The organism is Mesorhizobium sp. M7A.F.Ca.US.008.03.1.1, from assembly GCF_003997495.1.
Taxonomy (GTDB): domain Bacteria; phylum Pseudomonadota; class Alphaproteobacteria; order Rhizobiales; family Rhizobiaceae; genus Mesorhizobium.
In genome coordinates this window covers 180,368-206,153 of the sequence record NZ_RZRU01000011.1, presented here as the reverse complement: position 1 = coordinate 206,153, position 25,786 = coordinate 180,368, and the positions used below count along the sequence as shown (strand labels likewise).

At 61.2% G+C, this 25,786-nt stretch carries 32 protein-coding genes and 1 pseudogene; 25 read left to right on the top strand and 8 right to left on the bottom strand.

The annotated features are described in order from the left end of the window. Window positions 1-153: 153 nt before the first annotated feature. Window positions 154-312: pseudogene (locus tag EOA16_RS17630) on the top strand (NrsF family protein); the annotation flags it as partial. 218 nt (window positions 313-530) lie between these two features. Here EOA16_RS17630 and EOA16_RS32710 read toward each other — a convergent pair. After that, window positions 531-695 (bottom strand): hypothetical protein, encoded by a 165-nt coding sequence (locus EOA16_RS32710; protein WP_164754298.1) that lies wholly within the window; start codon window positions 693-695, stop codon window positions 531-533. Between the two features lie 239 nt (window positions 696-934). Here EOA16_RS32710 and EOA16_RS17625 point away from each other — a divergent pair, with 239 nt between their 5' ends. The 16 genes from EOA16_RS17625 to EOA16_RS17550 all read left to right on the top strand — a co-directional run bounded on the left by EOA16_RS17625 (window position 935) and on the right by EOA16_RS17550 (window position 14,913). After that, window positions 935-2,377 (top strand): multicopper oxidase family protein, encoded by a 1,443-nt coding sequence (locus EOA16_RS17625; protein ID WP_245455966.1) that lies wholly within the window; start codon window positions 935-937, stop codon window positions 2,375-2,377. A 30-nt stretch (window positions 2,378-2,407) separates the two neighbouring features. Continuing rightward, on the top strand, window positions 2,408-2,848 hold the full coding sequence (locus tag EOA16_RS17620; protein ID WP_127259410.1) for a DUF411 domain-containing protein: 441 nt from the start codon (window positions 2,408-2,410) through the stop codon (window positions 2,846-2,848). 50 nt (window positions 2,849-2,898) lie between these two features. Continuing rightward, window positions 2,899-3,495, top strand: a complete 597-nt coding sequence (locus tag EOA16_RS17615; protein WP_127259409.1) for a DsbE family thiol:disulfide interchange protein — start codon at window positions 2,899-2,901, stop codon at window positions 3,493-3,495. Then, window positions 3,492-4,019: a TlpA disulfide reductase family protein gene (locus EOA16_RS17610; protein ID WP_127259408.1), complete on the top strand. Its 528-nt coding sequence runs from the start codon at window positions 3,492-3,494 to the stop codon at window positions 4,017-4,019. The genes EOA16_RS17615 and EOA16_RS17610 overlap by 4 nt, the downstream gene beginning before the upstream one ends. A 13-nt stretch (window positions 4,020-4,032) precedes the next feature. Beyond that, window positions 4,033-4,353: a hypothetical protein gene (locus tag EOA16_RS17605; RefSeq protein ID WP_127259407.1), complete on the top strand. Its 321-nt coding sequence runs from the start codon at window positions 4,033-4,035 to the stop codon at window positions 4,351-4,353. Further along, the gene (locus EOA16_RS17600) at window positions 4,353-5,099 is read left to right on the top strand and encodes an SCO family protein (protein WP_127259406.1); all 747 of its coding nucleotides are present in this window, start codon (window positions 4,353-4,355) and stop codon (window positions 5,097-5,099) included. The genes EOA16_RS17605 and EOA16_RS17600 overlap by 1 nt, the downstream gene beginning before the upstream one ends. A gap of 54 nt (window positions 5,100-5,153) precedes the next feature. Then, window positions 5,154-5,945, top strand: coding sequence for a DsbA family protein (locus EOA16_RS17595; protein ID WP_127259405.1), 792 nt, complete (start codon window positions 5,154-5,156; stop codon window positions 5,943-5,945). Window positions 5,946-5,977: 32 nt separating this feature from the next. After that, window positions 5,978-6,718, top strand: coding sequence for a cytochrome c biogenesis protein CcdA (locus EOA16_RS17590; protein ID WP_127259404.1), 741 nt, complete (start codon window positions 5,978-5,980; stop codon window positions 6,716-6,718). A gap of 17 nt (window positions 6,719-6,735) precedes the next feature. Next, window positions 6,736-7,296, top strand: a complete 561-nt coding sequence (locus EOA16_RS17585) for a hypothetical protein (RefSeq protein ID WP_127259403.1) — start codon at window positions 6,736-6,738, stop codon at window positions 7,294-7,296. A 128-nt stretch (window positions 7,297-7,424) separates the two neighbouring features. After that, entirely contained in the window at window positions 7,425-7,775 is a 351-nt protein-coding gene (locus tag EOA16_RS17580) for a hypothetical protein (RefSeq protein ID WP_245455965.1), read from the top strand. A gap of 132 nt (window positions 7,776-7,907) precedes the next feature. After that, window positions 7,908-8,315: a FixH family protein gene (locus EOA16_RS17575; RefSeq protein ID WP_127259401.1), complete on the top strand. Its 408-nt coding sequence runs from the start codon at window positions 7,908-7,910 to the stop codon at window positions 8,313-8,315. After that, window positions 8,312-9,766, top strand: a complete 1,455-nt coding sequence (locus EOA16_RS17570) for an efflux RND transporter periplasmic adaptor subunit (protein ID WP_127259400.1) — start codon at window positions 8,312-8,314, stop codon at window positions 9,764-9,766. The genes EOA16_RS17575 and EOA16_RS17570 overlap by 4 nt, the downstream gene beginning before the upstream one ends. Then, window positions 9,763-12,945 carry a CusA/CzcA family heavy metal efflux RND transporter gene (locus EOA16_RS17565; RefSeq protein WP_127259399.1) on the top strand — a complete coding sequence of 1,061 codons (3,183 nt, stop codon included), beginning with the start codon at window positions 9,763-9,765 and terminating at the stop codon, window positions 12,943-12,945. Before EOA16_RS17570 ends, EOA16_RS17565 begins: the two co-directional genes overlap by 4 nt. 101 nt (window positions 12,946-13,046) lie before the next feature. Further along, window positions 13,047-13,598, top strand: coding sequence for a DUF922 domain-containing protein (locus tag EOA16_RS17560; protein WP_164754297.1), 552 nt, complete (start codon window positions 13,047-13,049; stop codon window positions 13,596-13,598). A 511-nt stretch (window positions 13,599-14,109) separates the two neighbouring features. Beyond that, window positions 14,110-14,544 carry a DUF305 domain-containing protein gene (locus tag EOA16_RS17555; protein ID WP_127259397.1) on the top strand — a complete coding sequence of 145 codons (435 nt, stop codon included), beginning with the start codon at window positions 14,110-14,112 and terminating at the stop codon, window positions 14,542-14,544. Between the two features lie 36 nt (window positions 14,545-14,580). Continuing rightward, window positions 14,581-14,913, top strand: a complete 333-nt coding sequence (locus tag EOA16_RS17550) for a four-helix bundle copper-binding protein (RefSeq protein WP_127259396.1) — start codon at window positions 14,581-14,583, stop codon at window positions 14,911-14,913. Between the two features lie 120 nt (window positions 14,914-15,033). Here EOA16_RS17550 and EOA16_RS17545 read toward each other — a convergent pair whose 3' ends face one another. Further along, complete coding sequence (locus EOA16_RS17545) at window positions 15,034-15,351, bottom strand: hypothetical protein (protein ID WP_127259395.1); 318 nt, start codon at window positions 15,349-15,351, stop codon at window positions 15,034-15,036. A gap of 207 nt (window positions 15,352-15,558) precedes the next feature. On the opposite strand from EOA16_RS17545, the gene EOA16_RS17540 reads away from it, so the two are divergent. Genes EOA16_RS17540 through EOA16_RS17520 form a run of 5 tightly spaced genes read left to right on the top strand, consistent with a single transcriptional unit; the run spans window position 15,559 to window position 19,507 of the window. Further along, a complete protein-coding gene (locus EOA16_RS17540; protein WP_245455964.1) occupies window positions 15,559-15,852 on the top strand; it encodes a hypothetical protein in 294 nt (97 codons plus the stop codon). Then, entirely contained in the window at window positions 15,849-17,306 is a 1,458-nt protein-coding gene (locus EOA16_RS17535) for a TolC family protein (RefSeq protein ID WP_127259394.1), read from the top strand. The genes EOA16_RS17540 and EOA16_RS17535 overlap by 4 nt, the downstream gene beginning before the upstream one ends. Before the next feature lie 16 nt (window positions 17,307-17,322). Continuing rightward, window positions 17,323-18,681 carry a copper oxidase gene (locus EOA16_RS17530; protein ID WP_127259393.1) on the top strand — a complete coding sequence of 453 codons (1,359 nt, stop codon included), beginning with the start codon at window positions 17,323-17,325 and terminating at the stop codon, window positions 18,679-18,681. Window positions 18,682-18,709: 28 nt separating this feature from the next. Then, complete coding sequence (locus EOA16_RS17525; protein WP_127259392.1) at window positions 18,710-19,198, top strand: cupredoxin family protein; 489 nt, start codon at window positions 18,710-18,712, stop codon at window positions 19,196-19,198. Between the two features lie 24 nt (window positions 19,199-19,222). Beyond that, on the top strand, window positions 19,223-19,507 hold the full coding sequence (locus EOA16_RS17520) for a copper-binding protein (RefSeq protein ID WP_127259391.1): 285 nt from the start codon (window positions 19,223-19,225) through the stop codon (window positions 19,505-19,507). Window positions 19,508-19,558: 51 nt separating this feature from the next. Here EOA16_RS17520 and EOA16_RS17515 read toward each other — a convergent pair whose 3' ends face one another. Together EOA16_RS17515 and EOA16_RS17510 are read right to left on the bottom strand one after the other, a co-directional pair. Then, a complete protein-coding gene (locus EOA16_RS17515) occupies window positions 19,559-19,924 on the bottom strand; it encodes a hypothetical protein (RefSeq protein ID WP_127259390.1) in 366 nt (121 codons plus the stop codon). A 153-nt stretch (window positions 19,925-20,077) separates the two neighbouring features. Then, complete coding sequence (locus tag EOA16_RS17510) at window positions 20,078-20,677, bottom strand: TetR/AcrR family transcriptional regulator (protein WP_245455963.1); 600 nt, start codon at window positions 20,675-20,677, stop codon at window positions 20,078-20,080. A 141-nt stretch (window positions 20,678-20,818) separates the two neighbouring features. Here EOA16_RS17510 and EOA16_RS17505 point away from each other — a divergent pair, with 141 nt between their 5' ends. Then, a complete protein-coding gene (locus tag EOA16_RS17505; protein ID WP_206517341.1) occupies window positions 20,819-21,874 on the top strand; it encodes an FAD-dependent oxidoreductase in 1,056 nt (351 codons plus the stop codon). A 78-nt stretch (window positions 21,875-21,952) separates the two neighbouring features. On the opposite strand, the gene EOA16_RS17500 is transcribed toward EOA16_RS17505, so the two are convergent. After that, window positions 21,953-22,744: a YdcF family protein gene (locus EOA16_RS17500; RefSeq protein WP_127259389.1), complete on the bottom strand. Its 792-nt coding sequence runs from the start codon at window positions 22,742-22,744 to the stop codon at window positions 21,953-21,955. A gap of 132 nt (window positions 22,745-22,876) precedes the next feature. On the opposite strand from EOA16_RS17500, the gene EOA16_RS17495 reads away from it, so the two are divergent. Beyond that, entirely contained in the window at window positions 22,877-23,518 is a 642-nt protein-coding gene (locus tag EOA16_RS17495; RefSeq protein ID WP_164754304.1) for a DUF1007 family protein, read from the top strand. A 24-nt stretch (window positions 23,519-23,542) separates the two neighbouring features. Continuing rightward, window positions 23,543-24,103, top strand: a complete 561-nt coding sequence (locus EOA16_RS17490; protein ID WP_127259387.1) for a cytochrome c — start codon at window positions 23,543-23,545, stop codon at window positions 24,101-24,103. Window positions 24,104-24,130: 27 nt separating this feature from the next. On the opposite strand, the gene EOA16_RS17485 is transcribed toward EOA16_RS17490, so the two are convergent. From EOA16_RS17485 to EOA16_RS17475, 3 genes are read right to left on the bottom strand one after another with little or no spacing between them, the layout of a single operon-like run. Continuing rightward, window positions 24,131-24,610: an aspartate carbamoyltransferase gene (locus tag EOA16_RS17485; RefSeq protein WP_127259386.1), complete on the bottom strand. Its 480-nt coding sequence runs from the start codon at window positions 24,608-24,610 to the stop codon at window positions 24,131-24,133. Next, the gene (locus tag EOA16_RS17480; RefSeq protein WP_127259385.1) at window positions 24,607-25,284 is read right to left on the bottom strand and encodes a Crp/Fnr family transcriptional regulator; all 678 of its coding nucleotides are present in this window, start codon (window positions 25,282-25,284) and stop codon (window positions 24,607-24,609) included. The genes EOA16_RS17485 and EOA16_RS17480 overlap by 4 nt, the downstream gene beginning before the upstream one ends. Window positions 25,285-25,342: 58 nt before the next feature. After that, entirely contained in the window at window positions 25,343-25,783 is a 441-nt protein-coding gene (locus EOA16_RS17475) for a YqaA family protein (RefSeq protein WP_127259384.1), read from the bottom strand. Window positions 25,784-25,786 lie beyond the last annotated feature (3 nt).

Below are 25,786 nucleotides of genomic sequence, written 5' to 3'. Positions count from 1 at the left end.
TTGCCGCGGTCAACAAAGTCAACGATGCGGCGTTGCCGAGGCTAACCAGTTGACGGTGTCATACGGCATTGAGGCCGCAGTTGGGTCCAATTGCGGCAATCCAAGCTTGCCGTGGCCACAACTTGGCGCAGCAGGCAATTTCGTGATTGAGACGCCCTAGCGGGCATTTTTGCAGGAGCCATTGCTGCAACGCTGCGCGCAGCGCAGTACACCGACGATTCTCCGCTGTTTGTTGCGACGTGGTATACGATCGCGATCTCCGGCCTGGCGGTGGTCGGCGCCATCGGTGCCAACATGGTCGCGCGCTGGTAGATGTCGTCGTCAGGACGAACTACGCGCGGACAGATGAGAAAGCATCGATCACATATCCGAGAGACAAATCCGCTTCGCTCGGCAGTCACCCGTTTTGGCTTGCAAAAGTCGCGTTTAAGGGTCAGCTTGCGCCCGATGACGACATGGTGGCGATCCGGGCGTCTTTTTGCCCTCCTTGTCGCGGTTCTTGTGACCGCAGGCCTGAACACGTCGGTGGTTCAGGCCAACATCATGTCGGTAAAGATGGCTGGGATGCAGGGAATGGCGGACGGTGCCAGCAACTGCGCTGCATGCCCGAAGAGTTCAGACGGCAGCGGGAAGCCCATTGTCTGCCCGCCTGTTTGTTTGGCCTCTGCGATCGCCTTGCCTTCGCAGGATGCCATTCCTTTGATGGCGATCCAGGTGGTGGATCCTTCTCCGTCGTTATTTTCGCCGCTTCACGGGCGAGATTTCCTTCCCGACCCATACCCTCCCAGACACGCAATTTGACCTGAAACGCTCTCAGCTGGTTCGCCACTGATTTGCGTCCGTTCGCGCGTGCTTGCCATGGCAGCAGCGCAGCGATGATCAGGATGACGGCGGTTTTCGCCGCCTCCCATCTGCCTCGCGGAAGGCCTTTGCGTTGGAACTCGACTTCAAATATCTCGTCTCGCGCCGAAGACTGCTTCGCGCAGGGGCATGCCTGGTCTCGACAGCGGTGATGGGCTCGCGCTTGTCGCTGGCATCCGAAGTCGATGAGCACGAGCTAAACGCAACACACGGCCGGGCCAGCCTCGCCGGCGCCGATGCTCCTTGGACCCCGGTCTGGGCTTATGACGGGATGGTTCCTGGTCCGACGCTCCGCGTACAGCAAGGCCGGCCTGTTCGCATCAGTGTCGTAAATGCGCTGGATGAGAGCACTACCGTTCATTGGCATGGTATCCGGTTGCCGAATGCCATGGACGGCGTGCCGGGGCTGACGCAGGCGCCGATCAAGCCCGGCGAAAGCTTCACTTACGAGTTCACGCCGCCCGATGCCGGCACCTTCTGGTATCACCCGCACGCCGACAGTCTGCAGCAGATCGGCCGCGGTCTTGCTGGCGCTCTCGTCGTCGAGGAGGCTGACCCTATCGTTGTCGACCGCGACCTCCTGTGGACGCTGCAGGACTGGCGGCTCACAAAGGATGGGCAAATCGCACCGGGCTTCGGCAGCATGATGGATGCGGCGATGTCTGGCCGCGTTGGCAACATCGTCACCATCAACGGAGCTCCGCCCGGTGACCAGACTGTGCGGGCCGGCGAGCGCGTGAGGCTGCGCCTGGTCAATGCGGCTCTCGCCCGCATGATGGCGCTGCGCTTCGAAGGCCATCGCCCGATCATCGTCGCTATCGACGGCCAGCCATGCGAGCCACGTGAGCCGCAGGGCGGCAGGATCGTTCTTGCCCCGGCGATGCGTATCGACGTCGTGCTCGACCTGCAGGGCGATCCCGGCAGCCGTCACGCGGTGACCGACGATTTCTACGACGGGCTTGCCTATACGCTGACCAGTTTCGTCTATTCATCCGAGCCGCCACTGCGGGCAAATCCGCTCGACGCGCCTGTGCGCTTGCCGGCCAACCCACTGCCAATCCCGAACCTGGCCGATGCCGTGCGCCAGGAGATCGTCCTGCAAGGCGGAATGATGGGCGGTGGCAAGCTGAAGGGCGTGGGCGGCATGGTGGGCATGGCCATGCCCGGCATGAATGGTGGTCCAGCATGGGCCATCAACGGAATGTCGATGACCGGCGATGGACACGCGGGCATGGCTCCGCTGTTCACCTTGCAACGCGGCGCGAGCTGCCGGCTCACCATGCGCAACGAAACCGCCTGGTGGCATCCCATGCACATCCACGGCTTCAGCCTCTCGCTGCTGGCCCGCAACGGCGAGTCCGTGCCGCACGGGCAATGGCAGGACACCGTGCTGCTGGCGCCGAAAGATACGCTCGAATGCGCTTTCGTCGCCGACAATCCCGGCGACTGGATGCTGCACTGCCACGTCACCGATCACCAGATGGCCGGTCTAATGACCGTCTTTCGAGTCACCTGAACCCTATCCGTTCAACAAAGGAGAACCGTAATGAAAATGACCTACCGCCTTGCCGCATTGGCCGTCGCAATCGCCATGCCGCTCCCGGCCGTTGCCGCGACGATCAATGCGGTCATGTACAAGAACCCGCAATGCAGTTGCTGCGAATCCTATGCCACCTATCTCGAGCACAACGGCTTCAAGGTCGACATCAAGCCGGTCAACAACCTCTCCCAGATCAGCAGCGATGCCGGCGTGCCGGCCGATCTCGAAGGCTGCCACACGCTGATGGTCGACGGCTACGTGGTCGACGGCCTGGTGCCGGTCGATATCGTCAAGAAGCTTCTGACGGAGCGGCCTGCCATCACCGGCATCACTCTGGCCGGCATGCCGGCTGGCGCACCCGGGATGGGCGGCGCGAAGGACGGACCTTTCACGATCTATGCCTTCACCAAGGACGGCAAGGCGCCAACCGTCTACGCCACGGAGTGAGTTTGCATAGCCGGAACGTGTGACCGCCGCAGCGACCAAAGCGAGGTACAATGACGACCCCTGCCATCGACCAGAATGCGGATCCCCCCGCCAAACAGGTGAGAGTGCGCAAGATCCTGCTGTTGCCAGCTGGTATCTTCGCCGGGCTCCTGGTCATCCTTGGGTGGGGCCTCACTCGCAACGCAGAAGAAATCCCTTCCGCGCTTATCGGGAAGCCGGTGCCGGAATTCAGCTTGCCGCCGGTCCAGGGCCGGCAGCTCGGTCTATCGAGCGCCAATCTTCGGGGCGAGGTTTCGCTGGTCAATGTTTTCGCTTCCTGGTGTTTGCCCTGTCGCGAGGAGCATCCCGTGTTGATGGAATTGGCGGCGGCCAAGGAGCTGCCGCTCCATGGCCTGAATTACAAGGATCAGCCAACCGATGCCGCGAAATGGCTCGACACGAGGGGCGATCCTTACACGCGGACCGGTGCTGATTTGAACGGCCGCGTCGCTATCGACTGGGGCGTCTACGGCGTGCCCGAGACGTTTGTGGTCGGTTCCGACGGACGTATTGCCTACAAGCACATCGGTGTGGTGACCGAGAAGATTCTTGATGAGAAGATCCTGCCGCTTGCCCGGCGTCTGAAGGCCGAGGAGCAGCGGCCATGAAGTTGTTAGCCTTTGCACTGCTGGGAGTCTCGCTCATCCTGGCCCAGGCCGCCTCGGCTGCGGGGACACCCCAGGGTTTTGCTGTTCAGGAGCCGTCGAAACCACTTCCGGAGATCCAGTTCGAGGACGGCGCGGGCCAGCCGAGGACGCTTGCCGATTTCCACGGCAAGATCGTGCTGGTCAACATCTGGGCGACATGGTGCGCGCCATGCCGCGAGGAAATGCCGACGCTGGATCGGCTGCAGGCGAAACTCGGTGGGCCCGACTTCGAAGTCGTTGCGCTGTCGATGGACCGCGCCGGCCCGGACGCCGTGAAGAAGTTCTTCGCCGAAAACGGCATCGAGCATCTTGCCCTGAACATCGACACATCGGCCAAGGCGATGTTCGCGCTCGGCGCCTTGGGCCTGCCGTTGACATTGCTGATCGACCGCGAGGGCAAGGAGATCGGCCGGCTGATCGGCCCCGCCGAGTGGGATTTGCCCGAAATGGTCGAATTCATCCGCAGCCACTTCGCTATCAATTGAGAAGGGATTTGCGATGACCACGCTGACCCGAGCTGACGACGCCTCGCCAGGCATATTCTCAACGATCAGGTCTCGTCTCGCCAACCGACGCATCATCATCCTGCTGGCCGCAGCCGGGGTCGCCGGCGGCCTGGGCTTCAACTGGAGCTGGCTGGTCGCCGCGGGGGTGGCCCCCCTGCTTCTCAGTGTTCTGCCATGCGTCGCCATGTGCGCGCTTGGCCTGTGCATGCATCGCGCGACCGGCCGTTCCTGCTCGAGTGAGGACGCTTTCGAAGAAACAGCCGAGAGCACGTACGCGCCGAAAGCGTCGGGCGACGTCAAAGGCCCGCATTGATGACCTTCCGGGCCGATTCCAGGGCGCGTTGGGTTTCGCCGGTTTGGGTTGGGTGGCTATGCGCCCTTCGCCGCCTGATCGCCGTCGCTGCCTTGATACTCGGCTTTGTGCATGGCGCGCAGGCGCACTCGCTCGATGAAGTCGAGGCAATGCTGCAGGAGGACGAGAAGTTTTACCAAGCAATCGACAAGCCGGCGCCCGACTTCACCTTGCGCACGGCGGATGACCGCATCGTTCGGCCCGCCGACCTGCGCGGCAAGGTCGTTGTCCTCCACTTCATCTACACATCCTGTCCGGACGTCTGTCCTCTCCATGCCGAAAAAGTCGCCGAGATACAGGCCATGGTGAACGCCACGCCGATGAAGGACATGGTCCTCTTCGTCACCATCACCACCGATCCGTCGAAAGACAAACCGGAGGTGCTGCGTGGCTATGGCGCGGCGCATGGGCTCAATCCCGCGAACTGGCTGTTCCTGACAACGACGGAGGGCGAGCCCGAGGACACGACCCGCAAGCTGGCAGAGGCCTTTGGCCACAAATTCAGCCTGACCGATGACGGCTACCAGATGCACGGCACCGTCACCCATGTGATCGACAAGGAGGGCCGCTGGCGAGCGAATTTCCACGGCCTGAATTTCCAGCCCGTCAACCTCGTCACCTTCATCAATGCACTCACCAACAATGTCGAAAGTCCGCACCTTGAGCAGGCAGAGGGCTGGTGGGCGAAATTGAAGAGCTTGTTCTGATCCAGTTTCCTGGCGGTGCCCGGAAAGTCCGCCACAACCAAGAGGGAGAATTACATGATCACCAAGGCAAAGCCGCTAAGCAGATACAAAAGCCGCGTCGCCCGTGCCCTTTTGCTTGCTGCTATGACAGGATGGCTCCTGGTCGGCCTTCAAGGCGCTTTGCGGCCTGCGGTGGCGGCGGACGAGACGTCCCAGGATCAGCTCGACCAGCGCATCCACGACTACATCCTCGCGCATCCCGAGGTCATCATGGAGGCGCTGCAGAAACTGGACGCACAACAGCGCGAGACCGAGGCGGCTGCGGGAAAGGCCACTCTCGCGGCGCGAGGCGACGACCTATTCCGCGATAAGAAGAGTCCCGTCGGCGGCAATGCCGAGGGCAACGTCACCATGGTAGAATTCTTCGACTACAATTGCCCTTATTGCAGCCAGGTGATGCCGGTCATGGAGCAGGCGGTAGCCGATGACCCGCAACTCAAGATCGTTTACAAGGAATTTCCCATTTTAGGCCCGGATTCGGTATTCGCCGCCAAGGCGGCGCTCGCGGCTGAGCGGCAAGGCAAATATGCGGCGTTTCACAAGGCGCTGTTCAGCACCAGGACGCGGGTGACCGAGTCGGTCGTGCTCAGGGTTGCGGCCGAGACCGGCCTGGACGTGACCCGTATGAAGACCGATATGCAGCAGGCCGATATCCAGGGCTTGATCGACCGCAACATCGAACTTGCCCAGGCGCTGAGAATTACCGGCACGCCGGGCTTCGTTGTCGGCGAGCAGATCTTTCCGGGCGCAACCGATCTTGCAACCATGAAGAAGCTGATCGAACAGGCGAGGGCTCTGCAGAAATGAAGCGCCTGCCGGCAAGAGAGGGCAACTGAGCGATGCCCGAAATCTCCAACATCGGCGTGCTAGCCGCTTTCGCGGCCGGCATCATCTCGTTCCTGTCGCCCTGCGTGCTGCCGCTGGTGCCCGGTTACGTCTCGTATATCGCCGGGCGGTCGCCGATGTCGATGTCGGCCGAACGCCCAGCTGCGGCCCGCTGGTCGGCGGCGGGCCCCAGCCTGTGTTTCGTGCTCGGATTTTCGAGCGTATTCATCGTGCTGGGTGCGAGCGCGACGGCGCTGGGCCAGTTGGCGCTTGGCTACCGCATCGAGCTCAACATGGTCGGCGGTGTCATCGTCATCCTGTTTGGCCTGTTCCTTACCGGTGTCATCCGTCCGACCTGGATGATGCGGGAGGCGCGGTTTCATGCCGACATTCCCGGTGGGCGGGCGATGTCGGCCTATGTGCTCGGCCTTGCCTTCGCTTTTGGCTGGACGCCCTGTATCGGCCCGATACTCGGCGCCATTCTGACCGTCGGCGCCGGGTCCGCGACCGTTATCGACGGCGTAGCCCTGCTCGCCATCTATTCGCTCGGCCTTGGCGTCCCCTTCCTGCTTGCCGCTCTCTTCACCGACAGCCTGACGCGACGGCTGAAGGCGATGCGACGCACGGGCTCAGTGCTGCAAATCGCCGCCGGCGGCGTCATGATGGCCATGGGGGTTGCCATGATCACCGGGCAGATGTCGGCATTCTCGTATTGGCTGCTCGACCGCTTTCCCATCTTGACGCAAATCGGCTGAACCTTTGGAGGTGCGACATGGTAGAACGATCCAGACTGACTGTTTCCCGCCGGGATTTCACCGTCGGCGCCGGATACATCGCGCTGCTGTTTGGCGCAGGTGTGCCTGCGGCGACCGCCGAGACCCAGACACTCGACGAGCGCTTCGACTACCTGAGCAAGAATGGTAACAGCACATGCATGCCGACATTCGCCGACTCGATCGCCAAAATGCCGGTCACAGCGCGGCTGCGCGGCTCGTGCTGCTCCGAGATGGAGCGCAAGCGCTACGCAAGACAGGTGCAGGGCCTCACCAAATACGCCGCCATTTCGGAAATCCCACCTGACCCTTACGACATCGCAGCGGGCGTCGCTCAGAAGGTCATGCCCTATTACGAGGCCACACTCTCGGCGGGACAGCAGCAAGCCTATCAATACGCTATGGACAAATCGGACGAGAAGGGGCCATGCTGCTGCCAGTGCTGGCGCTGGAAAATGTATGGCGGGCTGGCGAAGTTCCTGATTGTCGAACACACGTTCAGCGGAGAACAGGTGGTGGACGTCTGGAACCTGTCCAACGGCTGCGGCGGTTCAGGTTGAACGAAAGTGCTCGCTTTTCCGGAGGATGATCTCGATGTGGTGTTCCCTCCACTTGTCGAAAAAGTGAGCGCGGCCACCTTTTCTTGCACTGCACAACATGTCACTTTGCGGCCGTGAAATTCTGGTCCTTGTTCCCCCGCCTGCTTTCCATCCTGGCGATCATCATCCTGACGGCCGCGCCGATTGTGACACCATCGGCCGCGGGGATGATGGCTGGCGAGTCGATGGCGGGAATGGAGCAGATGGCCGCCATGCCGGATGGCTTGCCGTGTTGCCCGGACCAGAAGCAATCCGTTCCCGACTGCCAGAAGTCCTGCCCGCTGGCCACATTGTGCGCCGCCAAATGCTTCGCGAACGTAGTTGCGGCCGATCAGCTTGCGCGCGTCCGGGTTTCTGCGACAGCCTCGATTGCACCGGGCAACGACTTCGGGCGCGATCTCCTTGCTGAACCGCCACCACCCCGACCTCCACGTTCCTGAGTTCATCGCCGGCTCGCCTCGAGCCATTTGTCGCCGTGCGGCCGACTGCCGTGCGGGGGAGAGCGCATGGCATTTGCCGTGAACTGACCGCGCAATCGCGCAGAACAACGATGAATTTTGGGAAACTGAAAAATGAAGCTCTTTACATTGAATCGCACGCTGGTGGCGGCGTCGATCGGTCTCGCTTGCGTGGGAGCCACCTCACGGGTGTGGGCCGGCATTGAGGACTACGAGTTCCAACTCGTCCAGAACGAAGTCAAGCAAGGCAATGCGGCGGAAGTGGCCGTCCGCCTCATCGATAAACGTTCGGGCAAGAGCGTGCCGGATGCCGTGATCTTCGCACAGCGCGTCGACATGGCTCCGGACGGGATGGAGATGATGGCCGCGCCGATCGAGCCGCTGCCATCAACGGAACCCGGCATCTACCGCTTCAAGGCGCAGATTCAGATGGCCGGCGGCTGGCGTCTGTCACTCGGCGCCAAAGTCCAGGGAGAAACCGGGTCGCTGGAAAGCAAGTTGGAATTCAAGGCCGTTCCTTGAGCCGGATAATCCGCAGCGGCCTTACCCTCGTCGCCATTGTGGCGGCGGGGGCTGGAGGCTATTGGGCCGGGCACAGCGATATCGCGGTGCCCGGCCTTCACTGGCTCCGATCGGTCCCCTGGCTGGAAAATGCCTTGGCCGGTACGCCGAACTCCAATCCCGCACCATCAGGGCCGGTCATCTACTACCGCGATCCAGACGGCCGCCCAGCCTATTCGGCGGTTCCGAGGAAGAGCGCCGGCGGCCGTGATTTCGCGGCGGTTCATGCAAGCGAAGACCTCAGCTTCGACGTCAAACCCGCCGCCGTTGCTGCCGAGCCGGCCGCAGCCGGAATGGAGTCAGTCGCAGCAGCAAAAAAGCGGGTGCTCTACTATCGCAATCCGATGGGTCTCCCCGATACGTCGCCGACGCCGAAGAAGGATTCGATGGGGATGGACTATATCCCTGTCTATGAGAGCGACGATGAAGACGGTTCCACCGTCAAGGTCGCCCCCGGCAAGCTGCAGCGCACAGGGGTCCGATCGGAAACGGTTGCCGACCGCCTGATCGTACGTGCCGTGCGGGTGCCCGGCACCGTACAGCTCGACGAACGGCGCATCAGCGTGGTCGCAACCCGATCAGAGGCGTTCATCAACAAGGTCGCCGACGTTACCACCGGCGGCAAGGTCACGAAGGGACAACCGCTCGTCCAGCTCTATTCCCCCGAAGTAGCGGCGGCCGGCGCCCAGTTCCTGACCGATCTCAGCAGCGCTGCAAGGGTTGCTGCGGGTGGCGCCCGTCAGCGACTGGAAAATCTCGGCGTGCCGTCGGAGGCCATCTCGGAGATGGAGCGGACACGGAAGGTGCCGTTATCGATGACGTGGCGGGCGCCGCGGGACGGTATTGTTCTCGAACGCAACGCCGTCGACGGCATGAAAGCATCCCCCGGCGAAGTGCTCTTCCGTCTCGCCGACGTTTCCGTGGTCTGGATCATTGCCGACGTGCCTGAATTCGACCTTGGCGCGGTCAAGCCGGGGGCTCCTGTCACGATCCGGGTTCGCAGCATGCCGGGCCAGACGTTCAGCGGCCGCGTCGCCCTGATTTATCCGCAGGTGGCCAAGGAGACCCGCACGACAAAAGTACGGATCGAGATCGCCAACCCAGAAGGCGCGCTGCTGCCGGATATGTATGCCGATGTTGAGATCGCAGCCGGCTCGGGCAACCCTGTTGTGGCGGTTCCCGACAGTGCCGTGATCGACACTGGCGCGCGGCAGCTGGTGATAATCGACAAGGGCGAGGGCCGTTTTGAACCGCGCGAGGTCAAGGTCGGCACCCAGGGCGGCGGCTTCACCGAGATCCGAAGCGGGGTCGCTTCCGGCGATCGGGTGGTTGTGGCGGCAAACTTTTTGATCGATGCGGAGAGCAATCTCAAAGCCGCGCTGAACGGCATGGCTGCGGGAGATGTACAATGATAGCTGGTCTGATCGCGTGGTCGGCACGCAATCTCGTGCTGATCCTGGTCGGCACGGCCTTCGCCGTCGCGGGCGGGGTCTACGCGTTAAAGACTTTGCCGCTTGACGCCATCCCCGATCTCTCCGATGTCCAGGTCATCGTCTACACGGAATACCCAGGCCAGGCACCGCAGGTCGTTGAGGACCAGGTCACCTATCCGCTGACGACAGCCATGCTGACAGTGCCGAAATCGAAGGTCGTGAGAGGCTTCTCCTTCTTCGGCGCGTCTTTCGTCTATGTCATCTTCGAGGACGGCACCGATCCCTATTGGGCGCGAAGCCGAGTGCTTGAATATCTCAATGCAGCCGCACAGCGCCTGCCGAGCGGGGTCTCGCCCGGTCTTGGACCAGATGCAACCGGCGTCGGCTGGGTCTACCAATATGCCGTCGTCGCCAAGGACATGACGCTCGCCGAGTTGCGGTCCCTGCAGGATTGGGTCATTCGCTATTCAGCCTCAAAAGCCGAAGGCGTGGCGGAAGTCGCAAGCGTCGGCGGCTTCGTCAAACAATACAACATCGTCGTCGATCCGCTGCGGCTAAGGGCGCAGGGTATCTCCATCTCCATGATCCGCGATGCTGTCCGCGCCAGCAACCAGGACGTCGGCGGACGCACGCTCGAACTTTCGGAATTCGAGTTCATGGTGCGCGGCCGCGGCTACATCAAGACGCCGGCCGACATCGAGAACATCGTCCTAAAGACAGACCAAGGCGTTCCCCTGCGTCTCAAGGATGTCGCGCGTGTCGAGATCGGGCCGGATGAGCGGCGCGGCATCACCGAGCTGAACGGCGAAGGCGAGGTGGCGAGCGGCATCGTCCTGCAACGCTTCGGCGCGAACGCGCTGACCGTGATCGAAAACGTGAAACAGCGGCTCTCCGTTATCTCAGGCAGCTTGCCCAAAGGCGCGGAGATCGTGCCGGTCTATGACCGCTCGCAGCTGATCGAGGCGGCGATCGAAACGCTCAAGGGGACGCTGTTCGAGGAAAGCATCATCGTCGCTCTGGTTTGCGTGGTGTTCCTGCTTCATCTGCGCAGCGCGCTCGTTGCCATACTGATGCTGCCGGTCGGCATTCTGATCGCCTTTGCCGCCACGAAAGCGATCGGCCTCGGCTCCAACATCATGAGCCTCGGCGGCATCGCGATTGCGGTCGGGGCGATGATCGACGCCGCAATCGTCATGATCGAAAACGCGCACAAGCATCTGGAACGGGCGCCGCCCGGCAAGCCGCGCACCGAAATCCTCATCGAGGCGGCGAGCGAAGTTGGTCCCGCGCTTTTCTTCAGCCTCCTGATCATCACCGTCTCGTTCCTGCCGATCTTCACGCTGGAGTCGCAGGAAGGCCGGATGTTCGGCCCGCTCGCGTTCACCAAGACGTTTTCGATGGCGGCGGCAGCACTCCTTTCCATCACACTGGTGCCGGCGCTCATGGTCATCTTCGTTCGGGGGCGCATAATCCCGGAGCACAAGAACCCAATCAACCGGTTCCTGATCTGGATCTATCGGCCGGTGATCCGTGGCGTGCTTCGCGCGAAGACCCTGACGATCATTCTCGCCCTTGTGGTGCTCGGCGTGAGTGTCTGGCCGGCGCGGCAACTCGGTTCAGAGTTCATGCCCAGCCTCAACGAAGGCACGCTGATGTACATGCCGACGACACTGCCAGGGATTTCGGTGACGAAGGCGGCCGAACTCCTGCAAATGCAGGACCGCATCATCAAATCATTCCCGGAGGTGGCCTCCGTCTACGGCAAGGCGGGACGGGCGATGACCGCCACCGATCCAGCGCCGACCGAGATGTTCGAAACCATCATCAACCTGAAACCGAAGGAGCAATGGCGCCCCGGACTCACCATCGACGGCCTCAAGGCCGAGATGGATAAGGCGCTGCAATTCCCTGGCGTTTCCAATGCCTGGACCATGCCGATCCGGGCCCGCATCGACATGCTCTCGACAGGCATCCGCACGCCGGTGGGTGTCAAAGTGTTCGGCACTGATCTCGCCGAGATGGAGAAGATCGCACGTCAGATCGAAGCAGCGCTCAAGACGCTGCCCGGCACATCGAGCGCCTATGCCGAGCGCGTCATCGGCGGCTACTACCTCGATATCGTTCCGGACCGGGAAGCTCTCGGCCGCTACGGTTTGTCGGTCGGCGATGTGCAGGACGTCATCGCAACGGCGCTCGGCGGTGAGACCGTGACCACGACGGTCGAAGGGCGCGAGCGCTACGGCGTCAACATCCGCTATCCACGGGATCTCCGATCGAGCCCACAGGCCATCGCTACCGACGTGCAAGTGCCACTGCCCGGCAGCGGCGCAGTGCCGCTCGGGGAGGTCGCCAAGGTTGAGCTCACACGCGGCGCCACTTCGATCCGGACCGAGAATGGACAGCTCGCGACCTACATCTTCGTAGACATCAACGGCCGCGATCTCGGTGGGTATGTTGCGGACGCGCAAAGGGCGGTCGCCGAGAGCGTTAAGTTGCCGCCGGGCTATTCGGTCGCCTGGAGCGGCCAGTTCGAATATCTGGAGCGGGCCGCGGCCCGGATGAAGATCGTCGTGCCGGTCACGCTGCTCATCATCTTCCTGCTGCTTTTCCTCAATTTCCGGGCGCTCACCGAGACGATGATCGTCATGCTGTCGCTGCCCTTCGCTCTGGTTGGCGGCGTCTGGCTGATGTGGTGGCTGGGCTTCAACATGTCGGTGGCAGTCGCCGTTGGCTTCATCGCGCTTGCTGGTGTGGCAGCCGAGACCGGCGTCGTTATGTTGATCTATCTCGAGCAGGCGATGGCGGAGGTGAAGGCGGAGCGGGAGGCCGCAGGCAAGCCGTTCACGAGATCCGATCTCTACCAGGCGATCATGCTTGGCGCGGTCGAGCGTGTGCGGCCGAAGATGATGACCGTCGTCGCCATCATGGCTGGTCTGGTGCCGATCCTGTGGAGCACTGGCGCCGGATCGGAGGTCATGCAACGCATCGCCGTGCCCATGATCGGCGGCATGATCTCGTCGACGGTCCTGACGCTGGTGGTGATCCCCGCCATATACGGGCTTGTCAAAGGGTGGCGGCTGTCAACCGAGGTTGCCACTCTCCCGGCCCACGCAGATGCGGCAACCGAACAATGGAGCTTGCGACAAGCAGCCGAATAAGGAGAGGGCACGAAGAGGCGTCGCCGCTGGCGATATCGGCCACCTTTCCGGTACGCTTACGCGCCCTAGTATTGTGGGGGCGTCGGCGAAGCGAGGATGGCATGAAACAGATCATTCTAACTGCATTATTGTTTCTGATAGCGACCCTACCGGCCAACGCCGATGTCAAGGTCGAGGAGAGTTCCACCTATTTCAACCTGCAAGGCCTGACGAGCCGCGAGATACACCAAGATCTGATGCGCAATGCGCCCCGCGAGGGCGGCGAGATCATCGAAGGTGAGGTCGCGGATCACTTCTCGGTCGATTTTCAATCCAGGATGGATGGCCAAGAATGTCGGGCTTTCGACGAGCGTGTAACGCTCAAGCTGAAAATACAGCTGCCTAAGTGGGTTGATGAGAAACGCGCGGCGTCAGCCGTTCGCGTTTCATGGAACCAGTATATGGACAAACTGCTGGCTCACGAGAACCGTCACAAGGAAATTGCCATCTCTGCCGCTCATGCGGTGCACGATATTATCCACACTGCATCCATCAAGGGCTCCTGCGAAGGCCTTGATGCAAAAATAAGGCGGGCCGCGAAACGGACGATTTCCGAGTCGGAGAGGCGACAACAGGCTTGGGACGAGAATGCCGAACAGTTCGGAATTGAATAAATTCGCCGCTCTGGAAACTAAGGCGAGTGGCACAGCGATGACGAGTTGAACGCCGCTGCTTCAATTGGTAGGGCATCGCGGTGGAACAACATTGCGACTGGCTGGTTAATGCGGGAACGCAAGGACGGCCATGCCAAGGTTTCGGTGGATATTCGCAACGCTACTGGTGAGCTACATTGCGGTAATGTCTGCTGCGCCATCTTTCGCTGCGGAGCGCGCTTCTTCGAACGTCATTGACATAGGCTACACCGCTGCATCGGCCGCAAATTCCTGCCAGCCAGGCCAAGTGCACGAGCGTTGCTGCGGATGGCTTCACTGTGTGGCTGGTATTCCCGTTCACGTCCCCACGCTGGAGATTACAGGAGCAGGCTCCAGCGCATCTGCATTCAATACGGATGCGCCGCCATTCTTGACCGTCAACCAGTTGGACAGGCCTCCGAAGTCGTTGACGTGAACTTGTACGCCCGAGGCCGCCTCTCGGCCTTCCTTCAACGAAATTCGGAGACAAACCATGCATACGATCAAGTTTGCAGCTGCATTTGCGTTCGCGCTGACTGGAGCAAACTTCTGGGGTTTTGGCGCAAGCGCTGCTGAGCACACATCGTCACTGCCGGAAAAGTGCCGTCAAGCTGAGGCCAAGCCAATGGCGGGGATGACCGATATGTCAAAGACCGACATGTCCGGCATGGACGAGGCACATCAGGCCTACATGCAATCGATGATGAAGATGAACCCTGACATGATGCAGGGCATGATGGCCAGCGACGCGGATGTGGCGTTCGTCTGCGGGATGATTGCGCATCACCAGGGCGCCATCGACATGGCGAATGTCGAGCTGAAGTACGGCGATGACAAGAAAGCCAAGCAGATGGCCAAAAAGGTCATCGCTGCTCAGAAGGAGGAGATCGCGAAATTCACCAAGTGGGTCGAGGCAGAGGCGAAATGAGCGACCGACGCAATTTGATAAAGAAGGAGAAGCCTCATGCATCACATCAGCACTGAAATGAAAGGCTGTATCGACGAATGCCTGCGCTGCTATCAGACGTGTCTGTCAACGGCGATGGGCCATTGTCTCGAGCTCGGCGGGCAGCACACAGAGCAGAAGCACTTCACCCTGATGATGGCCTGCGCCGAGATATGCCGTACGGCAGCGCATTTCATGCTGCTCGGCTCGGAGCACCACAAACACGTCTGCCGCGAGTGCGCCGAAATTTGTGGGCAGTGCGCGGACGATTGCGAACGCCTCGGTGACATGCAGGAATGCGTCGAAGCTTGCCGGCGCTGCGCTGAAAGCTGCCGGGAAATGGCAGCATAAGGCTAAATCCGAGGAGGCGCGGAGCGTGATTCTCTAACGCTTCGCGCCTTCGGAATCTTGGGTGGCTCCCCGCCTGCCCAGCGCTGCCATCGGCCGCTTCGAAGGATTTGAGCAGCGCGGTCACATTTGGTTGCAACGCAGCATTTCTGCCGAAAGCCGCCTTGACAAATCAAGCGAATACTTGTCCCAAGGGGCACGATGAGAACTTCTGGGCGCATCTCGATTGCTGGAGCCACGCGATTTCGCGCGGCGATGGCACTCGTTTTTCTGCTCGTGACCGTCGTCCAACCTGGCCTGTTCACCAAAGCGAATGCAGCCTTCCCGACCGAGGTGCAGTTGAGCCTCGGTGCCGAAAACCCGATGCACGCTGATAGCCTTCATGGTCATGAGCAGGTTGATAAAGCTTCGGGCGATCATGACCACAAGAAAGCTGGTCACGGCAGCTCCGAGGATGCCTCGGACGACGACTGCGAGGTGCATTGTGCACCGCTCCATGCAGTTCCCGTGGCATGTCCGGCTATTAATTCTGCCGCAACCCGGTGTTTTGCTCCCGTCATCGCGACGGTCCTTCCGCTCGGCGAGTATGCGGAACTGATAAGGCCGCCCAGATCCTGAACTGACGACGCGCCTCCTTAAGGCGCTCGCGTGAAGCGTCCGGAATCCATCCGGCGCTCGCCAACGTTCACGTCGAAATTCAGGGTCACAATGAAAATCGCAAGCCTCGCGGTGCTCGCATCGCTGTCGGTTGTCGGTTGCTCGGCAACCACTCCGCCAGACATCCTTCCCGACTTCAATCCGGCCGATCCCGTCATGGGGCTCGCTGACGCACCATACCGTCCCATCATAGCCGACTATCATCACCGGGAGCCCGCCGACCCGCAGAATTGGCGGCGCCTTAACGACGAGCGCTCGCCCGCCAAGCAGGGAGCCGGATCATGAGCGGCCGGGTTTTGAGAATGGCTGCCGCCATGGGCATTCCGCTGATCGCGGCCGGCTGCGCGACCACCGCTTCACTTGAGGGGATTTCCGATCCAACCGTCGGCTTCGCGGCTGTTGCCGCACGGACCGGACCAGCGATCGGAAAAGAGATCGTATGGGTGCAGTCGAGCGAGAACGCGCGGGCTGTCGCCGCTCGCGTGAAGAGCCTGGTGCAGAAGAAGTCGATCGGTCCAGATGTGGCGGTCCAGGTGGCGCTGCTCAACAACAAGGGCCTGCAGGCCGCCTACTCCGAGGTTGGCCTGTCAGCGGCCGATGTCTGGCAGGAAACGATGCTCGTGAACCCGACTGTTTCTGTCGGCTTGATCGGTGTCGATCCGGTGCGATCGATAGAAGGGGCGGTTGTGAGCAACATTCTCGCGCTGCTCACGCACCAGCGTCGCGTCGCGGTCGCCGACACCCGCTTTCGTCAGGCTCAGCTTCGTGCGGCGGAGGAAACGCTGCGGCTTGCCGCCGATACAAGGCGGGCTTGGATCAATGCGGTGTCGGCCTGGGAGAACGTGTCGTACCTCAATCGGGCGCAAGCCGCCGCGGATGCGGCTTCTGCCCTGGCTCAGAAGCTTGGAGAAACAGGAGCCTTCACAAAGACCGGCCAAGCACGGGAACACGTCTTCTACGCGGAGATTACTGGTCAGGCGGCCGAGGCGCGCCTCGCGGCCCGGACTGCCAAGGAAGAGCTCACCCGTCTGATGGGCCTCTGGGGGCCCGACATCGAATACTCGCTTCCCAACGCGCTGCCGGCATTGCCAAAAGACGCCAAGGCCAAGCGCGCCATTGAAGGCGAAGCGCTGAAAAATCGCGTCGATCTCGCCGTTGCCAAGCTCGAGCTCGAAGCGCTGGCAAGGTCCTATGGCCTGACCGATGCAACACGCTTCGTGAGTGATCTGGAGCTCCTCTCTGGAGCAGAGGTGGAAAGGGAGCAGGAAGAGGACGGCAAAACCGAGACGAGCGTGTCTCCGACCCTCGAAGTCGAGTTCGTCATTCCGATCTTCGACACCGGCAAGGCGCGCATGCGCAAAGCCGAGCTTGCCTACATGCAAGCTGCGAATCGCTTGGCGGAAAAGGCGGTCAATGTTCGGTCCGAGGCGAGATCGGCTTACGATACCTACCGATCGACCTACGACATTGCGCGGCATTACAGGTCGCGGGTGGTGCCGCTCCGCACAAAGATCGAGGCGGAGTCGCAGCTGACCTACAACGGCATGATCACCAACACATTCGAGCTTCTGGCGGACACCCGCGCGAAGATCAGCTCGATCGCGCTTTCCCTCAACGCCAAACGCAATTTCTGGCTGGCCACTGTCGACCTCGGGACTGCCGTCCACGGCGGCGGCAAGGCCGCGGGCGGCGGCGGTGATGCGCCGGCAACGGCAGAGGCGAGCGGCGAAGGCCACTGAATTGAAGGAGAAGAAGATGCTTTCAAGACGACAGCTACTTGGCGCAGGAGCACTGCTCGCTGGCGCCACGGCGTGGACGAAGACCTCGGCAATGGGGTTGCCGGAGGCGGCCGTGATGGACTCACCCGACATGCAGGCGCCGATCTTTCCGAAGAGTGGGCCTGATTACCAGCCGGTCGTGACGCTCAACGGTTGGACATTGCCGCACCGGCTCAACAATGGCGTGAAGGAATTCCATCTGGTCGCCGAACCGGTCGAGCGCGAAATGGCGCCCGGCATGACCGCATATCTCTGGGGCTACAACGGCCAGTCTCCGGGGCCGACGATCGAAGCGGTCGAGGGTGATCGCGTTCGTATTTTCGTTACCAACAAGCTGCCGGAGCACACGACCGTCCACTGGCACGGCATGATCCTGCCGAGCGGTATGGATGGCGTGACCGGACTTACCCAGCCCGGAATTCCTCCAGGCAAAACCTTCGTTTACGAGTTCGATCTCGTGAAGAGCGGCACCTTCATGTACCACCCGCACGCCGACGAAATGGTCCAGATGGCCATGGGCATGATGGGTTTTTTCGTCATTCACCCAAAAGACCCGCAGTTCATGCGGGTGGACCGCGACTTCGTGTTCCTCTTGAACGCCTTCGACATCGAGCCGGGATCTTACGTTCCGCGCATCATGGAGATGACCGACTTCAACCTGTGGGCTTGGAACAGTCGCATCTTTCCGGGGATCAGCCACCTTCCGGTATCGAAGAACGACCGGGTTCGGGTGCGGGTGGGCAATCTCACCATGACCAACCATCCGATCCACATGCACGGCTACGACTTCGAGGTGACCTGCACCGACGGCGGCTGGGTGCGGCCGGAGGCACGATGGCCGGAAGTCTCGATCGACATCCCGGTGGGCGCCATGCGTGCCTACGAGTTTGTTGCCAAATACGAGGGTGACTGGGCCATTCATTGTCACAAGTCGCATCACACCATGAATGCAATGGGACACGATGTGCCGACCTTCATTGGCGTCGACAACTCGAAGGTCACCGACAAGATCCGCAAAGTCCAGCCGGAATACATGCCGATGGGGGATCGCGGCATGGCGGATATGGGCGAGATGGAGATGCCGCTCCCTGACAACACTGTCCCGATGATGACCGGTTTCGGCCAGTTCGGCCCAATCGAGATGGGCGGCATGTTCTCGGTGGTCAAGGTGCGAGAGGGCTTGTCAGCCGACAATTACGCCGATCCCGGATGGTATCAGCATCCGGAGGGTACCGTCGCCTACGAGTGGAAAGGAGACATCCCGGCTCCGACCAAATCAGGCGACGCAAAAACGATGGTCCCGACACAGCAAGGCGACCACGGCAAGCACGGATGAAACTGCAACTATCCTGAAAGGAACCACAATGAGAACTGCAATGCTCACGGCGTTTGCCGTGTTCCTCACCGCGAGTACAGCGTTGGCTGGCGGCAAGCATGCCGGCGGCCACGGCGATGAAGCAGCGATGGCGATTGGTCATCCTGCTGGCGATGCAAAGCCGCTGCGCACCATCAACCTGGTCATGAAGGACAAGGCCGACGGCGGCATGGTCTTCGAGCCTTCCACCATCGCTGTCCGAAAGGGCGAGACAATACGCCTCAAATTCCTGAACAAGGGCCAGCAGGACCATGAGTTCGTGATGGATACCCACGAGAACATTCTCGAACACAAGGAACTGATGGCGAAGTTTCCCGAGATGGAACACGACGACCCCAATGCGGTCCGCCTAGCGGCCGACCAACGAGGGGAAATCGTCTGGACGTTCGCGAATGCGGGTGAGTTCAGCTTCGCCTGCTTGATTCCGGGCCATTACGAATCCGGAATGAAGGGCGCGCTCAAGGTTGCCGCCAAGTAGCAGATATCAACAGAGGATAAATTCATGACTTCCATCATCAAGCTTACGCTGGCCGCGCTGATCGTCTTTGGTGCCGCCAATTCAACTTTCGCGGCTGAATACACCAAGGGTCAGGTGACCAAGGTGGACACCAAGCTGAAAAAGATCACCGTCAAACACGGGGAACTGAAGGACCTCGGAATGCCGGCTATGACCATGGTATTCGTCCTTGCCGATGATGCCATGCTGGAGAAGGTCAAGGCTGGCAAGAATATCGAATTCCTCGCAGAGCGGGTGAACGGACGGATTACCGTCACTGAAATCAAGTAACAGGCTCTGGCCGCAGGTCGCGATCCAGCGGTCTGCGGCTGGCCATCCAGATTACGAGGATGGAACCGCGCAGTACATTTTCCAGAGGTCTTCCTTCCAGTCGCTTTGTCCGGCTCCCGTCAATGCCGAGATCGGAAATTTCCGCATCCCGATGCCCACATAGGCTGGATTGGCGCATCGCACCTGAGCCTGATGGCGCCCAGGATCTACATATTTGGTCGAGCCGTTGGCATCTGTCTCGACCAGGCTTATGCCCACCTCGAAATCGTAATCCTGGCCGCTTGCGGCGCTGTCAGTCGCGACCATGAATTGAACGGAAGTGGCATCCGCGAAATTGGTCCTATGGAAGACCACCTGCTCCGACCCGCTTGAGGGTGTAGCCACCAATACGCCGGCAAGGAATGCAATGGCGCGCATTTCCTCCTCCTGAGGATGAGGCAGACTATCACGTTCGAGCCGAAGCTTGGAATCCAATCTTCATCAAAGATAGCGACCGCCGGCTTTGAAAAATGGTCTTGAACACGCCTTGCGAACAGAGTGACAAGCCTGGCGCTGACTTGAGGCTGGCTGCTAACGCTCTTCGGAATCCGGCGGCATGATGCCTTCGGTTGCCAATTGCCGAAACATCCCGTCCATCCGCTGAGGCGGCAGCTTCGCGCCGCCGTCGAGCCACCAGGTCAGCAACGCCATGTAGGCGCCGACGACGTAGGTGACGACGACGTCGCGTGGGATGACATCCCCGGGATTGCGGTCGGCATTATCGGCAATCTCTTCGCGCACCAGATCGGAAACGATCTGCCGGATTGCACCAAGGCTAACGCCGCCGCCGCGGCTGCCGGCAAGCGCCCGGTAAAGGTCCAGATGGTCGCGGGCGTGTTCGAACAAAGGCAGGCTAAAGGCCAGGTGCCGATCCTTCAAGTCTCCCGGTGCAGGGGCATTCCTCCGCCGATCAGCCAGCAGTTCGCGCAAATGCTCATCCAGGCCGCGGCGCTTCAGATCGTCCTTGCTGGTAAAATGGCTATAGAACGTCGATCGGCCGACATTGGCCGTCTCGCAGATGTCATCGACCGTGATCGCATCGTAGCCCTTCGTCAGGATCAACGAACTCAAGGCGCGCTGCAGCGTCCCCCTCGTGCGCGCAATGCGCCGGTCCATCACCTTATCCGCCATCGCTATTCCCGGCCGTATCGGGAAGATCGTTCGGTACTGGACATTCCGGCAACTCTGTTCGTTGACAAGTTCCGGCCACGATGTCCTTTTTCGGACATTCTGTCCATTTTTGGATCGAAGGATCGCGCAAGGAAATCCGAGATGGACCATGAACGCTACCGTCGCATGCATGGCCGCTCTGGCGCTTCGATGAAGAAGGGGTCATTCGAGGTGCCGTTGAAAGCCAAGGAAGAGATAGCGGACGGCACCTTGGCCTTTTTCTTTGAGAAACCCGAGGGATTTCGTTTCAAGGCCGGCCAGCATGTGCGCATGACGCTCATCGACCCTGCTGAAACCGACGGCGGCAACAGCCGGTTTTTCTCGCTGGCAAGCACGCCTCAGGACGTTGATTTGGTCATCGCAATGAGAATGCGTGACACCGCATTCAAGCGCGTCATGGGGTGCCTGCAGATCGGCGCCAAGGTTCGCATCGACATACTTCTGGATGTTCCGCATGGAGCGTTCGCCCTGCACGAAGACACCGCTAGGCCAGCAGTCTTTCTTGCCGGGGGTATCGGCATCGCCCCAGCCTTGTCGATGATCAAGGACGCGGTGGAGAGAGGGCTGCCGTACAAGATGTTCTTGTTCTACTCGAACCGGCGGCCCGAGGACGCTGCGTATCTCGACGAGTTGCGCAAACTCGCGGAGCAAAGCCCATCTTTCAAATTGATCGCGACAATGACCGAAGCCGGCAATTCGGCAGGGCAATGGAAGGGGGAAACCGGTCACATAGACCGAGCGATGCTGGCCAGGCAGGCCGGAGATCTGCCGTCCGCGATCTACTACGTTTCGGGGCTACCGGAAATGGTCAGCGCCATGAAGTCTGTGCTGGTAGACTCGGGAGCAGGCGAGGACAGCATTCATGCCGAGGAGTTTACCGGTTTCAACCTCAATGAGATCGTCGCCGCTCAGGGGTGGAAGCGACATGTTGCAGCCGCCGCAATCGTGCTGGCCGTGGTCTTGGTGCTCGGAGCGCATGCCGGCGTCGCTGTCTCGATATCGCGCAACGGCCTCGGCGAATTTCTGAATCCGCTTTCGTATGCGGCTATCGGGCTCTTGATTTTTTTAGGGATGATCAAGGTCAGTTTTCTTGCCAGCCTGCATCGCACCGGCAGAAGCTTTTTCGGTCATCTGTTCGGTAATCGCGGCCATCACTGAGCCGGCGCGAACCCAGCCATTGATGGCGAGAAATCGCGCCGACACAATGGTCGGCCGAGATGCGAGAGCTTTCCATGCTCAGGGGCTTGGCAGGACATCCGCCGTCTTTCCCGCCAGACGATACGTTGCTAGCCCGAGCCACTCGTGAGCGGCAATGTCCATCAGCACCAGCCCATCGGCAACGGAATTCATCGGGCGATGGAGGTCGCCCTGTCGCGTACGGTAGTCGACCGGATACGCGACGATCGGGAAATTGGCCGCGCGGAATGAGGCGACGGCCCGCGGCATGTTATAGGCCGAGGTCACCAGCAGCCAGATTTCGCCTGGCTTCGGCTTGGCGACGGCAACGCTTTCCATCGCATTCTCGAAGGTCGTGCGCGACCGCTCCTCAAGCTCGATCCGCTCTTGCGGAACACCGAGTTCGACGAGCAGCCTGCGGGCTCCTTCGGACTCGGTGAATGCGTGGCCGCTGAGGAGATGCCCGCTTCCCCCTGAAAGCAGGATGCGGGCGCCGGGGTATCGCCGCGACAATGTGGCGACGGCGACGACGCGCTCGGCATTGTCGTTCAGCGTGATGCTGCCGCGATCTTCCGTAATGTGTGTATTCACTGCGCCGCCAAGCATGACGATGCCGGCCACTGAAGCCGGCATATCCGTCGGCGGGAAGCGATCTTCGAGCGTCATCACAAGGGCCGAACCCAAGGGCGTCCAGCCGGCCATGATCAGGAGCACAGCCGAGGTGGTGAGCAGCGCCAGGCCGATGCGCCTGCGTCGCACGATCAGGGCCAGTATCCCCAGCGCTGCGAGAAGGCCGATATCGTTCGATGGAAGCAGAACGGTTTCGACCAGTTTCGACACGATGAAAAACATGCTTCGCCCCCGATTTCCTCGACCGCCTTCGCCGGCCAGCAGGGCTGGCCGTCCCAATTCGGCCCGCTTTGATGCTACTGTTCCGTTAAGATCCAGAATGGAACAAGCATGATTCCGATTTCCCGGCCGTGCATGTCAGTGATGTTGCTCGCCGGTGTGCTGGCGCCCAACGTCGCGAACGCGCATCCCCATGTTTTCGCGGAGGCGCGGCTCGCCCTTGCCGTGGACAACAACACTTCGACCATCAGCTCGCTGCGGCACTTCTGGCGCTTCGACGAGCTGTTTTCCAGCGCTGTGATGATGGAGTTCGACAAGGACTCCGATCTCCAGCTCAGCAGCGCCGAGATGCAGGCCGTTTCCGAAACGGTTTACGCGTCGCTGGCGGAGTACAATTATTTTCAGATCGTGACGGTCGACGGGAGGGACATTCCGATGAGTCCCCCACCGGCATTGAAGGCGGAATTCGACAAGGATCAACTGATCATCTCGTTTGAGTCCAAACCAAAAGAGCCGTTGAAGCTCTCAGGGAAGGTCGATTTCGGGATTTATGATCCTTCGTTCTACACGGCGATCGATTTCATCAAGGACGACGACATTGTGGTAGAGGGGCTGCCTGCGACCTGCAAACCCGCCGTGATCCGTCCGAACGCCGATGACGCCATTGCTCAGAACCAGAAAACGCTCACCGATGCGTTCTTCAACGACCCCACCGGAACCGACATGAGCAAGATCTTCGCCACGAAACTCGAATTGACCTGCTTGTCACGGGAATAATCCGCTGCTGCAAACCACGGTCCAATGAAACGCACCTCAATTTACGCCATCCCTCTGCTGCTGATCGGCATCGCCGCAGCGGTCGCCGCGACGCATCTTCCTGACAAGCCCGTCATCGTCGCGCGCCAGTCGTCGATGAAGGAAATGGCCGCCGCAGCAAGACAGATCGCCGGCATGTTCGGCGGGAAGATAGCCTACGATGCGCCGGCATTCAGGCAGGCGGCCGAGACGATCCATCGCCGCACCGGCGTCTTGGCCGCGGAATTCCCAGCGGATTCACTTGGTAGCCCTTCCGCGGCAAAGCAGGAGATCGACCAGTCCCGCGACGAATTCGATGCGCTTGCCAGCCATATCGCAACGCTGGCGAGCGCTCTCGCTGTCGAAGCCGACAAGGCGCCTGCGGACAGCATCTCGAGCGCCATGAGGATGGGGCCCGACATGGCGATGGGTGGCAGCCTGCTTGGAAAACGGGCTGGCGCCGCCAAGGAAGCTGATCCCTCCAAGCTGCCGGCGGAACATCTTCTCCACCTGATCCTGCAGGACTGCACAAGCTGCCATGCGAAGTTTCGTGCGAAGGTGCAGTGATCGGGACGGTCTAGTGTCAGGCCGCCGCTAGGATCCATGCATCATCGCATCCGCGCCGTGATCGCGCACCTGTGCCTCGAACCATCGATGCAGCGCGGCCACGAGCGCTGGATCGCTGGCTGTGAAGCGCAGATGAGCCCCTGCAGGAATGGTGGCGAATGTGACGCCGATGCGCCCGGCACCGGCCCTGAGCTCGGCCAGACCTGGCATCGCAGAACCATGGATGGATGACGGATCCGCATAGTCGCCGCGTGCAAAGGCGTCGGCTTCCTTGCGCAGATGCGCCCGGATCAGCTCCACCTGCGCGGGATCGCCATCGCGCGAGGTAACGGCCTGCGTCCCGCCATCCGACAGCGGCGTGAACACATGCATGCTGCGGGCAAGGTCGAATGGCATAACCGCCGCGCCGAGATGTTCGGCATGCCCTGCTGCATGATCCGCTTGCTGGGCTGCGGCGGGGACGACGCTGAGCAGGGTGGTGAGGGCAATGGCGAGCTTTGCATTCATTGGCGGCGTTCCTTCGATAGGGGAGAATGAACGGGTGAGCTCAACCGCATCCGGCGGCGATCGCGGCTGATCGCGCCGGACCTGGCCAGGTTTGCGAGGGCGCGATAGTAGGCTTCGTGCGTCAGACCAAGCTCGGCAGCAACATCGAGCAGCCGTCCCTCGAACGCGACCTCGCCGGCGGAATCGGCGCGGAGCCGGAGATGCTGGAGGACGCGTTCCTCGGCCGAGCGGATGTTGCGCAATTCGATCAGCGCCCGTGCCGCGTGGAGTTGCTGTGTCACACGCTCGATCCAGGCGAGCGACATGGACGGCGAGGCACCGAAGGCGCGAAGTACTTCCGCCTTTCGGCAACTGGCAACTGCCGCGGCGTCCACTGCCTGCCCGTCACAGTGGTAGTTCTGAGCGAACAGCGCCGCCTCGGCGAAGAGGTCGCCAGTCTGCCCGGTATGAATGACGACGGCCTCTCCGGAAGCGAGATGGCGGACCATCCGTAGGTGCCCGCGCCGGATCAGGAACACGCGATCGGCCGGCTCCCCCTGACGGAACAGGAACTGCCCGGGCAAGAGGGGGCGATCCCTGTCCTCCGCGAACAAGGAAGCCAGATCGAAGCCCGCGGCTCCTTCATTCGTGGAACCACATGACGAATTGGACGACTGGTCGCCGCGTTTTCTCATGGGCCGGACGTTACCGCCTCGGAAAAGCGAAGCATATGATCGAGATCACAAATTCAATCTATGCGATCAACCACATTCCTCCGGCGACGATCGCTGCATAGCGCGCGGCCTTGCCAATCGCGACGAGCACCACGAACAGGCCGAGATGCACGCGAGCAGCACCCGCCGCGACCGTGAAGGCGTCGCCGACGATCGGCAGCCAGGCAAACAGGAGCGTCCAGGCGCCATACCGGCGAAAGGTCCGGCTCGCGCGCTCATATTGGTCGCCCGATATCGGGAACCAGCGCCTGGTCTGCAGCGTGTCGATGCCTCGTCCGAGGACCCAGTTCAACACCGAGCCCAGCGTGTTGCCGACGGTGGCGACCGCAAGGAGCAGGGCAGGGTCGGCGCGTCCCGAGGCGAGCATGCCGACCAAGACGACCTCGGACGACACCGGCAGGATTGTCGCGGCCAGGAAAGCGCTGGCGAACAGGGTGCCATAAAGGGCCAGCGTTTCCATCGT

What these genes read in the sequence shown, in the direction of transcription:
- EOA16_RS17505 (WP_206517341.1), top strand. Translation starts at nt 20,819, where the DNA reads ATGGACCATGAACGCTACCGTCGCATGCATGGCCGCTCTGGCGCTTCG.
- EOA16_RS17535 (WP_127259394.1), top strand. Translation starts at nt 15,849, where the DNA reads ATGAGCGGCCGGGTTTTGAGAATGGCTGCCGCCATGGGCATTCCGCTG.
- EOA16_RS17610 (WP_127259408.1), top strand. Translation starts at nt 3,492, where the DNA reads ATGAAGTTGTTAGCCTTTGCACTGCTGGGAGTCTCGCTCATCCTGGCC.
- EOA16_RS17560 (WP_164754297.1), top strand. Translation starts at nt 13,047, where the DNA reads ATGAAACAGATCATTCTAACTGCATTATTGTTTCTGATAGCGACCCTA.
- EOA16_RS17600 (WP_127259406.1), top strand. Translation starts at nt 4,353, where the DNA reads ATGACCTTCCGGGCCGATTCCAGGGCGCGTTGGGTTTCGCCGGTTTGG.
- EOA16_RS17620 (WP_127259410.1), top strand. Translation starts at nt 2,408, where the DNA reads ATGAAAATGACCTACCGCCTTGCCGCATTGGCCGTCGCAATCGCCATG.
- EOA16_RS17515 (WP_127259390.1), bottom strand. Translation starts at nt 19,924, where the DNA reads ATGCGCGCCATTGCATTCCTTGCCGGCGTATTGGTGGCTACACCCTCA.
- EOA16_RS17555 (WP_127259397.1), top strand. Translation starts at nt 14,110, where the DNA reads ATGCATACGATCAAGTTTGCAGCTGCATTTGCGTTCGCGCTGACTGGA.
- EOA16_RS17565 (WP_127259399.1), top strand. Translation starts at nt 9,763, where the DNA reads ATGATAGCTGGTCTGATCGCGTGGTCGGCACGCAATCTCGTGCTGATC.
- EOA16_RS17530 (WP_127259393.1), top strand. Translation starts at nt 17,323, where the DNA reads ATGCTTTCAAGACGACAGCTACTTGGCGCAGGAGCACTGCTCGCTGGC.
- EOA16_RS17575 (WP_127259401.1), top strand. Translation starts at nt 7,908, where the DNA reads ATGAAGCTCTTTACATTGAATCGCACGCTGGTGGCGGCGTCGATCGGT.
- EOA16_RS17490 (WP_127259387.1), top strand. Translation starts at nt 23,543, where the DNA reads ATGAAACGCACCTCAATTTACGCCATCCCTCTGCTGCTGATCGGCATC.
- EOA16_RS17500 (WP_127259389.1), bottom strand. Translation starts at nt 22,744, where the DNA reads ATGTTTTTCATCGTGTCGAAACTGGTCGAAACCGTTCTGCTTCCATCG.
- EOA16_RS17510 (WP_245455963.1), bottom strand. Translation starts at nt 20,677, where the DNA reads ATGGCGGATAAGGTGATGGACCGGCGCATTGCGCGCACGAGGGGGACG.
- EOA16_RS17480 (WP_127259385.1), bottom strand. Translation starts at nt 25,284, where the DNA reads ATGAGAAAACGCGGCGACCAGTCGTCCAATTCGTCATGTGGTTCCACG.
- EOA16_RS17495 (WP_164754304.1), top strand. Translation starts at nt 22,877, where the DNA reads ATGTCAGTGATGTTGCTCGCCGGTGTGCTGGCGCCCAACGTCGCGAAC.
- EOA16_RS32710 (WP_164754298.1), bottom strand. Translation starts at nt 695, where the DNA reads ATGGCATCCTGCGAAGGCAAGGCGATCGCAGAGGCCAAACAAACAGGC.
- EOA16_RS17585 (WP_127259403.1), top strand. Translation starts at nt 6,736, where the DNA reads ATGGTAGAACGATCCAGACTGACTGTTTCCCGCCGGGATTTCACCGTC.
- EOA16_RS17485 (WP_127259386.1), bottom strand. Translation starts at nt 24,610, where the DNA reads ATGAATGCAAAGCTCGCCATTGCCCTCACCACCCTGCTCAGCGTCGTC.
- EOA16_RS17615 (WP_127259409.1), top strand. Translation starts at nt 2,899, where the DNA reads ATGACGACCCCTGCCATCGACCAGAATGCGGATCCCCCCGCCAAACAG.
- EOA16_RS17520 (WP_127259391.1), top strand. Translation starts at nt 19,223, where the DNA reads ATGACTTCCATCATCAAGCTTACGCTGGCCGCGCTGATCGTCTTTGGT.
- EOA16_RS17475 (WP_127259384.1), bottom strand. Translation starts at nt 25,783, where the DNA reads ATGGAAACGCTGGCCCTTTATGGCACCCTGTTCGCCAGCGCTTTCCTG.
- EOA16_RS17590 (WP_127259404.1), top strand. Translation starts at nt 5,978, where the DNA reads ATGCCCGAAATCTCCAACATCGGCGTGCTAGCCGCTTTCGCGGCCGGC.
- EOA16_RS17595 (WP_127259405.1), top strand. Translation starts at nt 5,154, where the DNA reads ATGATCACCAAGGCAAAGCCGCTAAGCAGATACAAAAGCCGCGTCGCC.
- EOA16_RS17525 (WP_127259392.1), top strand. Translation starts at nt 18,710, where the DNA reads ATGAGAACTGCAATGCTCACGGCGTTTGCCGTGTTCCTCACCGCGAGT.
- EOA16_RS17550 (WP_127259396.1), top strand. Translation starts at nt 14,581, where the DNA reads ATGCATCACATCAGCACTGAAATGAAAGGCTGTATCGACGAATGCCTG.
- EOA16_RS17605 (WP_127259407.1), top strand. Translation starts at nt 4,033, where the DNA reads ATGACCACGCTGACCCGAGCTGACGACGCCTCGCCAGGCATATTCTCA.